The organism is Pantoea sp. At-9b, from assembly GCF_000175935.2.
Taxonomy (GTDB): domain Bacteria; phylum Pseudomonadota; class Gammaproteobacteria; order Enterobacterales; family Enterobacteriaceae; genus Pantoea.
Genome location: NC_014837.1, coordinates 2,959,416 through 2,971,694 on the forward strand (window position 1 = coordinate 2,959,416; position 12,279 = coordinate 2,971,694).

General features: G+C 56.7%; 8 protein-coding genes. 1 reads left to right on the top strand and 7 read right to left on the bottom strand.

Features of this window, described 5'->3' with window-relative positions:
* Window positions 1–13: 13 nt before the first annotated feature.
* Both rcsC and gyrA read right to left on the bottom strand, forming a co-directional pair.
* Entirely contained in the window at window positions 14–2,866 is a 2,853-nt protein-coding gene (gene rcsC / locus PAT9B_RS13600) for a two-component system sensor histidine kinase RcsC (protein WP_013509854.1), read from the bottom strand.
* Between the two features lie 159 nt (window positions 2,867–3,025).
* Window positions 3,026–5,665: a DNA topoisomerase (ATP-hydrolyzing) subunit A gene (gene gyrA / locus PAT9B_RS13605; protein ID WP_013509855.1), complete on the bottom strand. Its 2,640-nt coding sequence runs from the start codon at window positions 5,663–5,665 to the stop codon at window positions 3,026–3,028.
* A 177-nt stretch (window positions 5,666–5,842) separates the two neighbouring features.
* On the opposite strand from gyrA, the gene ubiG reads away from it, so the two are divergent.
* Window positions 5,843–6,574 (top strand): bifunctional 2-polyprenyl-6-hydroxyphenol methylase/3-demethylubiquinol 3-O-methyltransferase UbiG, encoded by a 732-nt coding sequence (gene ubiG / locus PAT9B_RS13610; protein WP_013509856.1) that lies wholly within the window; start codon window positions 5,843–5,845, stop codon window positions 6,572–6,574.
* Window positions 6,575–7,260: 686 nt separating this feature from the next.
* On the opposite strand, the gene lsrG is transcribed toward ubiG, so the two are convergent.
* The 5 genes from lsrG to lsrA are packed head-to-tail and all read right to left on the bottom strand — an operon-like array spanning window position 7,261 to window position 12,157.
* Window positions 7,261–7,551, bottom strand: coding sequence for a (4S)-4-hydroxy-5-phosphonooxypentane-2,3-dione isomerase (gene lsrG, locus PAT9B_RS13615; protein ID WP_013509858.1), 291 nt, complete (start codon window positions 7,549–7,551; stop codon window positions 7,261–7,263).
* 11 nt (window positions 7,552–7,562) lie between these two features.
* Window positions 7,563–8,570 (bottom strand): autoinducer 2 ABC transporter substrate-binding protein LsrB, encoded by a 1,008-nt coding sequence (gene lsrB, locus PAT9B_RS13620; protein WP_013509859.1) that lies wholly within the window; start codon window positions 8,568–8,570, stop codon window positions 7,563–7,565.
* A gap of 5 nt (window positions 8,571–8,575) precedes the next feature.
* The gene (gene lsrD, locus PAT9B_RS13625; RefSeq protein WP_013509860.1) at window positions 8,576–9,589 is read right to left on the bottom strand and encodes an autoinducer 2 ABC transporter permease LsrD; all 1,014 of its coding nucleotides are present in this window, start codon (window positions 9,587–9,589) and stop codon (window positions 8,576–8,578) included.
* Window positions 9,477–10,631 (bottom strand): autoinducer 2 ABC transporter permease LsrC, encoded by a 1,155-nt coding sequence (lsrC, locus tag PAT9B_RS13630; RefSeq protein ID WP_013509861.1) that lies wholly within the window; start codon window positions 10,629–10,631, stop codon window positions 9,477–9,479. The genes lsrD and lsrC overlap by 113 nt, the downstream gene beginning before the upstream one ends.
* A complete protein-coding gene (lsrA, locus tag PAT9B_RS13635; RefSeq protein WP_013509862.1) occupies window positions 10,625–12,157 on the bottom strand; it encodes an autoinducer 2 ABC transporter ATP-binding protein LsrA in 1,533 nt (510 codons plus the stop codon). The genes lsrC and lsrA overlap by 7 nt, the downstream gene beginning before the upstream one ends.
* Between the last annotated feature and the right edge of the window lie 122 nt (window positions 12,158–12,279).

Consider the following 12,279-nt stretch of genomic DNA (forward strand, 5'->3'; position numbering starts at 1 on the left):
GCGCCGCTACGCATCAGCCTTCCCGCGTTTTCCGTACCCGTTCTGCATAGATCGCCAGTGTCGTTTTCAACACATCCAGCGTCACCGGTTTGGACAGGCAATTATCCATTCCCGCCTCCATACAGCGCTGCTTCTCTTCTGCCAACGCATTGGCTGTCACGCCAATCACCGGGAACGCGTGTCCCAACTGACGCAAACGCTGCGTAAGACGATAGCCATCCATATTTGGCATATTCACGTCGCTCAGCACGATATCAATATGGTTACGGCTGAGTACATTCAGCGCATCGACGCCATCCTGCGCGGTTTTCACCTGATAGCCCAACGTGCCGAGCTGTTCTGACAACAACATGCGGTTGATCGGATGGTCATCGACAATCAACACCATGATGTCTTCATAGCAGGCCTCTTCAGCCACCGCCCCCGGCAACGCCAGTGGCGTGGTGGTTTCGCTGTCGATCGCAATGCGATAAATGCGCCCCAGCAAGACAGGCAATTCATGCAGCGTGGCACTGCTGTGTAGCCAGTATCCCGGTTCGATCTCCTGCGGCATATCAATGTGCTCACCGCTGATGCGAATACGGGCGCGCACGCTGTGGGCTGGCGCATCATCATGATCACTGATGATCACATCATCGCTGCCCGCCTGTCCCTGATAACGCGCGACCTGCATCCCCTGTTGTTGCAGCAGGCGCAGCAGGAAGCTGGCGAGATAATCGTTACGCAAATCGAGCCAGATGGCTTTTTCCTGTAATCCTTCCAGCAACGGCGGTGCCGCCAAATGACCGGCATAGATGGGGATACGCACCACAAACTGGCTACCCATGCCCGGTTCGGAATCGACCTCGATATCGCCGTCCATCATATTGATCAGCTTTTCACAGATAGCCAGCCCAAGGCCGGTGCCCTGGAAGTTACGCTGCACTCCACTGCCTACCTGGAAGAACGGGTCAAACAGGCGCGTCACTTCTTTAGCCGGAATCCCTACGCCGGTATCACGCACGCGGAATGCCAGATAACCTTCATGCTCGTAGGCATGCAGGATGATACAGCCGGTATGGGTGAATTTGATGGCGTTATTCAACAAGTTGGAGATCACCTGTTGCAGGCGTAACGGATCGCCCTCCAGCGCCAGCGGGACATCGTTTTCAATAAACACATACAATGCCAGGCGCTTACGTACCACCAGCGACAGGTAGTTGCCGACAATATGGTTGATCACTTCACGCGGCGAGAACGGGCGCGGTTCGATTTTCAGCTGCTCTGACTCGATTTTCGAGAAGTCGAGAATATCGCTGATAATTTTCAGCAGCAGACTGGAGGAGTTATTCATCGCCGTGACCAGTGAATCGACACCTTTCGGCAGCGCCTTGGTCTGCAAGAGATCGAGGTTACCGATGATGCCATACAGCGGCGTGCGCAATTCATGGCTGACGGTGGCAAGGAACATCGATTTCGATGCACTGGCCTGCTCCGCCGCCTGCGCCATCTCCTGCAATGATTGCTCCATACGCACACGCGCCGAGACGTCCACCAATACACAGATGGCAACGTTTTCGTTGCGGTAGCGCGAATGAACAAAGCTGATTTGCAGGTTGGTGTTACTGCCGGTCAGCACATCAACAAAGTTTACCTGCTGCCCCCCGATGATCTCGTTCAGACGCTGGCGGTCTTCCTGGGTCAGCAGCGTCAGATAGTTATGCGCCAGCTCGTTACTGAGGATATTGGTGCCATCGCTGGTGCGTAAAATACAGATGCCCACCGGTGCGGAAGCCACGATTTTACGGTTGAACTGCTCATGTTCTTCCAGCCGATGCGCATTATCTTCCGCCGGTAAAAACATCCGGCGTTCAAACACCCAGGCGAGGGTAAACAGCAGCAACGCACTAAAAATATTCAGCAACAGGGCATTAATCAGCATCAGCTTCAACTGATCGACCAGTACATCGGTGGAGAGCGACCACACCACGTTGAGATCGGAGGGCGGTAGCGGTTTTTTCAGCACCAGTTGGCGGTAGCCGTCGAGATAGCCGAACCAGGTTTTGTCATCCGGTAACTCATCAAGCGAGTAACCCGGACCGCCACGCCGTGAACTGAGCAGCGGGCGATAGTTATCATCGGTGATGGTCGCCACCAGCGGCAGACCGCCTGGCTGAATAAATTCATCGAGACGGATATTTTGTTCCACCCCAAGTAACGCCTGGAGTTTGTTGGCAACATACACCGGCATCACCATATAAAAACTGCCCACCCCCGGCTGAGAGCTTTCGGTGATCCAGTACATCGGATTACGGCGTTCGTCTTCGTTACTGCTGCGATAGTGCAGTACACGCTCGCGCAGCACTTTCAGGCTACGTTCGCGATCCATGGTATTGCTGCCAATGGTGAAATCCGCCAGACACTGATTTTCGCCGCCAATAAAGAACACCCGGTTCAGTTCATAGGCCGAAGCAAAGTTACTTTTCCAGTAGTTGATGTAGTAACTGAGCGAGTCGAGGGAATTACGCCAGGTGCTACTCATTGAGGTGCAATCACCGTCGGAAAACAGCGGCGTGAATTGCGGCAGCGTGCCTTTGCTGGTCGGGATACCGTTGAGCACATCGAGGCCGCTGGCGCTGCTGGTCAGACGATTTTCGGTGATGTATTTCAGCTCACGCATGACATCTGCCGAATGGCGTACATACCATTCCGCCTGTCCGTAGTTGGTGGCGAACTCCTGGCGCACCGCATTCTCTTTCTCATGCAGCACATTGATGATGTAAAAGGTGGTCAGCAACGCACCCAATGACCAGAGCAGCAATGCCAGCGCACGGAACAGATAGCGCGAGATACGGAGCGTGGTACGAAAGGAGACGAGATATTTCAAAACAGGCTCACTCGCGGCGAATATCAGGGATCAGAGGTGCCCATACACTAGCTTTATCATCCCTAAAAAGCCAGACAGAGCGCCCGCTGAGGCGAAAACTCAGAAAAAGAAACGGCAGGTCGGTTGCCCTGACCTGCCGTTGATACTTAGCCTGACGGATTACTCTTCTTCATCCGCATCTGGCGCGTCATCGTCGCTGTCGACTTCCGGCGCGATATCATCATCGCCTTCCGCCACGCTGCCGTCGATAGAATCGAGTTCTTCTTCTTCTACCGGTTCAGCCACACGTTGCAGACCGACCACGTTTTCATCTTCCGCAGTACGGATCAGAATCACGCCCTGGGTGTTACGACCCACCACGCTGACTTCCGACACGCGGGTGCGCACCAGCGTACCGGCATCGGTGATCATCATGATCTGATCGCTGTCGTCCACCTGCACCGCACCGACGACCGGTCCGTTACGCTCGGTGACTTTAATCGAGATCACCCCCTGAGTCGCACGGGATTTGGTCGGATATTCACTGTTCGCGGTGCGTTTACCGTAACCGTTCTGCGTTACCGTGAGGATGGCACCCTCTTCACGCGGCACAATCAGCGACACCACTTTGTCACCTTCAGCCAGTTTGATACCACGCACACCCGAGGCAGAACGGCCCATCGCACGCACCGCCGCTTCGGCGAAGCGCACCACTTTACCGGCCGCCGAGAACAGCATGGTTTCGTCGCTGCCGTTGGTCAGCGCCACGCCGATCAACTCATCGTCTTCACGCAGGTTGATGGCGATGATGCCCGCGCTACGCGGACGGCTGAACTCCTGCAACGCCGTTTTCTTCACGGTACCGTCAGCGGTCGCCATAAAGATATTGAAACCTTCGGTGTACTCACGCACCGGCAGAATGGCGGTGATACGCTCGTTGGCTTCCAGTGGCAGCAGGTTGACGATCGGACGACCACGCGCACCACGGCTGGCTTCCGGCAGCTGGTAGACCTTCATCCAGTAGAGACGGCCACGGCTGGAGAAGCACAGAATGGTGTCATGGGTGTTGGCCACCAACAGACGATCAATAAAGTCTTCTTCTTTAATACGCGCGGCGGATTTGCCTTTACCACCGCGACGCTGGGCTTCATAGTCCGACAGCGGCTGGTATTTGACATAACCCTGATGCGACAGCGTCACGACCACATCTTCCTGATTGATCAGGTCTTCGATGTTGATATCGGCGCTGTTAGCGGTGATTTCAGTACGACGATCGTCGCCAAACTGGTCGCGCATCGCTTCCAGCTCTTCACGAATCACTTCCATCAGGCGCTCTGCGCTGGCAAGGATATGCAGCAATTCAGCGATTTGCTCAAGCAGTTCTTTGTATTCGTCGAGCAGCTTCTCGTGCTCCAGGCCGGTCAGTTTCTGCAAGCGCAGATCCAGAATGGCCTGAGCCTGTTGCTCAGTCAGGTAATAGCGACCATCACGAATACCGAATTCCGCTTCCAGCCACTCCGGACGGGCCGCGTCATCACCGGCACGTTCCAGCATCGCTGCCACGTTGCCGAGATCCCATGACTGCGCGATCAATCCTGCTTTGGCTTCTGCCGGCGTTGGTGCACGGCGAATCAGTTCGATAATCGGATCGATATTCGCCAGCGAGATTGCCAGGCCTTCCAGGATGTGGGCGCGGTCACGGGCTTTACGCAGTTCGAAAATGGTACGACGCGTCACCACTTCACGACGATGGCGAACGAAAGCTTCGAGGATCTCTTTCAGCGCCATGATCTTCGGCTGGCCCTGATGCAGCGCCACCATGTTGATGCCGAACGATACCTGCAACTGCGTCAGCGAGTAGAGGTTGTTGAGCACCACTTCGCCGACGGCATCGCGTTTGATCTCGATGACGATGCGCATGCCGTCTTTGTCAGATTCATCGCGTAAGGCGCTGATGCCTTCGACACGCTTCTCTTTCACCAGCTCGGCAATCTTCTCGATCAGGCGAGCTTTGTTCACCTGATACGGCAGTTCATGAATGATGATGGTTTCACGACCGCTTTTCGCGTCAGCTTCCACTTCGCCACGGGCACGGATATAAATCTTGCCGCGACCGGTACGGTAGGCTTCTTCAATACCACGACGGCCATTGATGATGGCGGCGGTCGGGAAATCAGGCCCCGGAATGTGCTCCATCAGCCCTTCAACGCTGATGTTCTCATCATCAATATACGCCAGGCAGCCGTTGATCACTTCGCGCAGGTTGTGCGGCGGAATGTTGGTTGCCATACCTACGGCGATACCGGAAGAACCGTTTACCAGCAGGTTGGGGATTTTAGTCGGCAGAACTTCAGGAATCTGCTCTGTACCGTCATAGTTAGGAACGAAATCGACGGTCTCTTTTTCCAGGTCCGCTAACAGGTCGTGGGCGATTTTGGCCATGCGCACTTCGGTATAACGCATCGCTGCGGCGGAGTCGCCATCGATGGAGCCGAAGTTGCCTTGACCGTCTACCAACATGTAACGCAGGGAGAAAGGCTGGGCCATACGAACGATGGTGTCATAAACGGCAGAATCACCATGCGGGTGATATTTACCGATTACGTCACCGACGACACGGGCAGATTTTTTATAGGGTTTATTCCAGTCGTTACCCAGTTCGCTCATCGCGAAGAGTACGCGGCGATGCACCGGCTTCAGGCCATCACGTACATCGGGTAAGGCTCGGCCAACAATGACCGACATGGCGTAATCGAGGTACGAGTTTTTCAACTCTTCTTCGATATTGACCGGTGTAATTTCTCTCGCAAGGTCGCTCATGGAGCCGCTATCCCTCTACATAATCCCGGATTTCAAAGGTGCGAAAGTATATCACAAAGCTTGCTCACGGTGAATGTTAAGCGCGGTTTAATACCGCTTTTCATTTGTACTGAGAGGTGCGCGGGCTGTGCTTAAGCGTTTATACTGAGGCCACATTTTGTCTGGAGTCATGATTCAATGAATGAACAACCGCAGGAAAGCCGCCAGAACGTCGATCACAACGAAATTGCCAAGTTTGAGGCAGTCGCATCGCGCTGGTGGGATTTAGAGGGTGAATTCAAGCCGTTACACCGTATTAATCCCCTGCGTCTTGGCTGGATTGCCCAGCACAGCAACGGCCTGTTTGGCAAAAAGGTACTGGATGTTGGCTGTGGCGGCGGCATTCTGGCGGAAAGCATGGCGCGTGAAGGTGCCAATGTCACCGGATTAGATATGGGCGCTGAACCGCTGGAAGTGGCGCGTCTGCATGCGCTGGAAAGCGGCGTCAGCGTTAATTATGTACAGCAAACGGTGGAAGATCATGCCACCAGCCATGCCGGGGAATATGACGTCGTGACCTGCATGGAGATGCTGGAGCATGTGCCCGATCCCCGTTCCGTGGTGCTGGCCTGTGCGCAACTGGTAAAACCTGGCGGCGAAGTGTTCTTCTCCACCATCAACCGCAACCCGAAAGCCTGGCTTTTAGCGGTATTCGGTGCCGAATATGTGATGCGCATGGTGCCGCGCGGCACGCATGACGTGAAGAAGTTTATCCGTCCGGCAGAGTTGCTGAACTGGGTGGATGAGACGTCGCTGCGTGAACAGGGGATGATTGGTTTGCATTACAATCCGCTGACCAACCAGTTCCGCCTCGGTCGCGGGGTGGATGTGAATTATATGGTGCATACGCACCGGCAGGCGGCGGTTTAACACCGAGAAGGTTCCGCCCGCCAGACGGCAGCGGTCTGGCTCTGAGAAAGTTCCGCCCGCCAGGCATTGGGGAGTTTCAGCTGCAACGTGCAGGCGGACGGGCAAAGGTCCGAGGGCGCGGACCTTTGCAATCCGCGCCCTGCGGCGTCCTCGCGCAGCGCATAGCGCTGTCCCCTCGCTTATCACTCAGGCCGCACGGACCGCGCGGATTCGCCATCCATGGCTCATTCCGCTCTCTCGCCGCATCCATGCGGCTCGTCCTGGCCTTCCCTCTGCGCTCGGCGCTGCGGATGCCGCCCACCCCACCGCCTGAAAGACCGCAGAAAAAAAGCAAAAAGCGAAAAGAAACAAACAAAAAGATAACGGCAGCTGCAGCGGCAGGTGGGGCGCCATCCGGACTCGCTGAGCGAGTGAACGCTGCCAGGATGAGCCGCATGGATGCGGCGAAAGGCGGCGTTGAGCAGGAGCGAATCGACGCCGGTCCGTCGGCAGTTGTAGCGGCGCGATTTATCGCGCAAAAACACCGCGTAGCGGCGAGGGAGGCTGGCGCGAGGCCCGGGATTGCAAAGGGTGCGGCCAGGCACCCTTTGCTCGGTCGCCGCACCGGCGAAATGCAACTGCCAGTGCCCATAGCGAACGAAATATGCTCAGTGCCAACTGCAACAACCCGGCCCGGCCCGGAACCATCAGGGAAATATACCGTTAAACACCGTTTTCTTTCTCGGCTCGGACATCAGCGCCTCCAGCGCGTCGACGCAGGCGAGATAGTGCGGTGTTTTTTTATGGGCCAGTACCGCCGCTTCATCCGCGTAAGCTTCATAAATAAAAAAACGCGTCGGTATCTTGCTGTCCTGTAGAACATCAAAACGCATATTGCCCGGCTCCTGCACGGCACCTAAATGATTTTCGCGAAAAACCCGTAAAAATGCGTCGATACAGTCAGGTTTGACATTAATTTCCACCAAAGTGACTTCCATTCGTTCGCTCCTTAAAAATCGTAGTTATCGATATTGTCTTTGGTAAACACCACCCGTTCAGGCAGCAGCACGATGCCGTTATCTTTGGCCTTGTAATTGTAGCCCTGCACGCTGTTGTCCGAGACCGTCACTTTCCCCACGTCAGGCACCTCTAAGGTATCCCCCGGATTAAGGTTACCCTTCAGCAACTGGTTGGCGACCGCGATCGAGATTTTGCCCTGCTTGACCACGTCCCACAGGCCAAACTGTTGCACCGTGCCACGTTTGACATACGGGCGCATCACGTTAGGCGTACTGAAACCCACAATGGTGACATCCTTGCGCCCGAGATTTTCCGCCGCCTGTGCCGCAGCGGGCAACGCATTGGCATCCGGGGCGATAATCGCATCCAAATCGTTCCAGGATTTCAGGATGCCCTCTGCGGTCTGCAACGATTTCGTCGCATCGTTATAACCGTACTGGGTGGTGACAATCTCCCAATTCGGGTGATCTTTAGCGATCTTGGCTTTGGCTTCTTTGACCCATTGATTTTGGTCCGTCACCGTCGGGCTGGAGTAGAAGAACGCCACCTTGGCTTTGTCTTTTTTCACCTGGCTGGCCGCCATATCCACCAGCATGCTACCCAATTGCGTCGGTGTGCCCTGATTAATGTAGATTGAACGGCATTCCGGTTTGGTATCCGAATCCCAGGTCAGCACCTTCACGCCACGCTGCATGGCGCGCTTCAAGGCCGGGCACAATCCATCCGGGGACACCGCCGCGACCACAATGGCGTTGTAACCCTGATTGACGAAGTTGTTGATCATCTGAACCTGGCCAGAGACGCTTGGTTCGGTCGGGCCATCATAAGTCACATCCACCCCCAGCGTTTTTCCGGCATCGGTGGCACCTTTGCCGCCGCTGGTGAAATACCCCACGCCGACCAGCTTGGGGATAAAGGCGATGCGCTCAGCTGCCTGCAAACTGAAGCTCACGCCCAGTACACAGCAAAGCGCCAGTGATAACCGCTGCATTTTCATGATTTTTACTCCTGGTAAGATGCACGTTCCCGCGTGAAGCGCGCCCGTAAGCGCCGGCTAAGCTGGCGCACGATGCCTGGATTCAGGCTCCAGGAGCGTCCGATCACCGCAAGGATCAACAAGGCACCAGAAAGCGCACTGCTGACCTGACTCGACACTCCCACCATTTGCAAACCCTGCTGCAAAAAACCAATCACCAACGTCGCCAGCGCCGTGCCCAGCACCGAACCGGCTCCGCCGTAGATATTTGCCCCACCCAACACCACGGCGGTGATGGCGGGCATTAATAAAGGTGCCCCAAGATCAGCGCGGGCAGATCCGAAATAGGCGCTCATTACCGCCGCCGCGACGGCGGATGCCAGGCCAACCAGGCTGTAGAGCAGCAGCAAGGTGCGGTTGACCGGCAGTGCACCATAACGCGCAGCACGCAGGTTCTGGCCCAGCAAAAACACATAGCGTCCGGTACGGGTGCGGTGCATCAGTAACCAAAACACCAGGCACAGCAGCGTAAACAGCAGCAACGGCATCGGTATGCCCAGCGGAGTGAGATTGGCTAAATCGGTGAAGCTGGCCGGGAAGTCACCGATGCCTTCAAAACCCGTGGCTCCGGCCAGACCAGAAAGCAGCAGCGCGCCGCCGCCATAGAGATAAAGGGTGCCAAGCGTAATCACCAGCGGGTTGACGCCGGTCCAGAGGATCAGCGCCCCGTTGAGCCATCCGCACAGGCTGCCGAGCAACAACGTACACAGCAAGGCGGCAGGCAACGGCCAGTGGCTTTGCAACATGATGCCGAGGGCGATGGCACACAAACCGGTAACCGCCGCAAAGGAGATATCGATGCCACCACTGACAATCACCAGCGTCAGCGGCAATGCCACAATGCCAACGGTGATAAAATCACTGGTGCTAAACAATAAGGTATCGATATTCAACATCCGTGGATTGGCCCAGCCGAACAGCAAGATCTCCAGAACCAACAGTAGCGCCAGCGCCCCTTCCCAGTTCAGATAGCGTTTCATTCGGTCGCTCCCCGGCGCGTCGCCGATGTCGGTGGCGGGTTAACTGCGTTTTTTTTCGTGTCGGCGGGGTTAAAAAGCGCGCGTAGCGTTGACGATGTAAACGCCGTGCCAACGCCTGGCGTAAACGCCCATCAATCACCAGCACCAGCAGCAACACCAGCCCCGAGATAAAATCGTTCCACCAGGCGGGCAAGCGCAGCAGCACCAGCACGCTGTCAATTTGCGTCAGGAACCACGCCCCCAGCACCGCGCCCAGCAGCGTGCCGGAACCGCCCAGCAGACTTACTCCGCCAAGAACGCAGGCAGCAATCGCTTTCATCTCCATGCCGGTACCGGTTTGATTGGGTACAAAGCCAATTTGTGCGGCAAACACCATCCCGGCGAGCGCGGCCATCGCCCCGTTGGCGGTAAACGCCAGCAGGCGTACCTGATTGACCGGCACGCCCAACTGGCGCGCCCCTTGCAGGTTATCGCCGGTGGCATAAAAGTTACGGCCCGCCGCACTGCGCGCCAGGAACAGCATCATCGCCACGGCAATCAGTAACACCATGATGCCCAGTGGCGATACCCCGCCAAACAGCGGCGCGGCCAGGGTTTTCAATTGCTCGGGCAGCCCTTCAATCCATTTCCCGCCGGTCAGCAGCAGCATCAGGCCGCGATACAGCCCGAGGGTGCCAAGCGTGGCGACAATCGCTGGAATCCGCAGCCCGGTCACCAGCAACCCATTAAATAATCCGGCACCCATGCCGGTTGCCAGCGTGAGGAAACAGGCCAGTGGCAGTGCCATCCCCTGATTCAACAGGATGCCCAGCACCGCCGCGCACAACCCCATGGTGGAACCACTGGAGACGTCAATGTTGCGGGTCAACAGCACCAGCGTCGCCCCCATCGCCAGCAGCATGGCGATCTGCGCGCTGCCAAAAATCATCCCCACCAGTTGCAGGCTGACATTTTGCCGATCCAGCAGCCACGGCAGCATAAAGAGCAGCAGAATAGCCAGCAGCGTGCTCAGCTCACGGTGAGTTTGCAGGTATTTCAGCATCGATGTTCTCCTGCCGCCTGAGCGTTTCGTCCCCAGGCCATCTGGACAATATTTTCGGCACTGACCGCCGACTGGGTTAATTCACCGACCCACTCCCCGTGATGCATGACCACGACGCGATCCGCCAGCTGCGCGACTTCATCCAGATCCGAGGAGATAATGATCAAACCGATCTGCTGCGCCACCACAGAGCGCAGCAGTTGATAGATGTCAGCGCGCGCTGCCACATCCACGCCACGCGTGGGTTCATCAACGATCAGCACTTTCGGCATCGCTTCCAGGCAATTCGCCAGCAGCAACTTTTGCTGATTGCCGCCAGACAGGGTGCGTGCCAGTTGGTCGCTACGGCTGAATTTGATACCCAGCGCCCGTTGGTAACGCGTCAGCACTGCCCTCTCCTGCGCGGGCCGCAGCCACCAGCTACGGCGTGGCAAAGTTAATGCGGTAACGTTCCACGCCAGCGGCGCATCCGGATAGAGACCCGAGGTTTGCCGATCTTCCGGCAGATAGACCAATCCGGCACGCAGACGCTGTGCTGGCGACAGTGCCAGCAGTGATTGCTGTAGCAAACGTGCTGAGCCGCTACTGGCGGGACGTAAGCCATACAGGGTTTCTGCCAGCTCGGTGCGTCCCGCACCCACTACGCCCGCCAGCCCGAGGATCTCACCGGCCTTGACCTGTAAAGAGATCTCACGAAAACCTTCACCGCATAGCGCGTCCACCTGCAACAACACCTCACCCTGGCGCCCGGATGGCGTGTTACCCGCCTGCAACCACAGTTGTTGCTCAGCGCTGAGGGGCGGCTGCCGTTCGGGAGGCATCATCGCCGCCACCAGCGTGTCATCATTGAGGCTGCCGATATCGCCATGCAGCACCACGCAGCCGTCACGCATCACGCTGACCTGATGTGCCAGCGCGCGGATTTCCGGCAGTTTATGGGAGATAAACACCACGCCAACGCCTTGCGCAGCGAGCTGACGGATCAGGCGAAACAGGCGTTCGGTTTCTACCGGCGTCAGCGAGGCGGTGGGTTCATCGAAAATCAGTACCCGGGCGTCGCGCATCAGGCCACGCAGAATCTCCACCTGTTGCTGGTCGGCCACGGCGAGGGTGCCTGCCAGCGCATCCAGCGATAGCGCGCAGCCCATCTGGCTGAGTAAAGTGTGCAGCTTTTGTTGTTCGGCCTGCCCTCGCGGCAGACGAAACAAAATGTTTTCGCGCACCGTCAGGCTGGGAAACAGCAGCGGCTCCTGCGGTACCAGATAAATGCCGCACTGGTGCGCTTTGGCCGGTGTCATCAGGGTGAGAGGCTGCCCGACAAGCCGGATCGTACCGCTATCCGGTTGTTCAATTCCGGCGATGATCTTCATCAGCGTCGATTTGCCCGCGCCGTTACCGCCCAGCAACGCATGGATCTGCCCGCTAAGCAGTTGAAAATCGATACCACGCAACACCGGCACGCCGGAGAAGGCCTTGCTCACCCCGGTAATGTGTAACAGCTGTCCGTGATCCTGTTCCTGCGCCATCGCCACTCCCGTTACGAACAAATGATTTTTTAAAAACATTATGTTCACAATCCTGGATAAGCTTTTTCGATAAATCTCTCGCAGCGGTCACAGATTGTTATTTCGTGACAATGGCGCGTATG

Excerpts from the sequence above, each read along its gene's own strand:
- gyrA (WP_013509855.1), bottom strand. The coding sequence starts at position 5,665 with ATGAGCGACCTTGCGAGAGAAATTACACCGGTCAATATCGAAGAAGAG.
- ubiG (WP_013509856.1), top strand. The coding sequence starts at position 5,843 with ATGAATGAACAACCGCAGGAAAGCCGCCAGAACGTCGATCACAACGAA.
- lsrG (WP_013509858.1), bottom strand. The coding sequence starts at position 7,551 with ATGGAAGTCACTTTGGTGGAAATTAATGTCAAACCTGACTGTATCGAC.
- lsrB (WP_013509859.1), bottom strand. The coding sequence starts at position 8,570 with ATGAAAATGCAGCGGTTATCACTGGCGCTTTGCTGTGTACTGGGCGTG.
- lsrD (WP_013509860.1), bottom strand. The coding sequence starts at position 9,589 with ATGAAACGCTATCTGAACTGGGAAGGGGCGCTGGCGCTACTGTTGGTT.
- lsrC (WP_013509861.1), bottom strand. The coding sequence starts at position 10,631 with ATGCTGAAATACCTGCAAACTCACCGTGAGCTGAGCACGCTGCTGGCT.
- lsrA (WP_013509862.1), bottom strand. The coding sequence starts at position 12,157 with ATGGCGCAGGAACAGGATCACGGACAGCTGTTACACATTACCGGGGTG.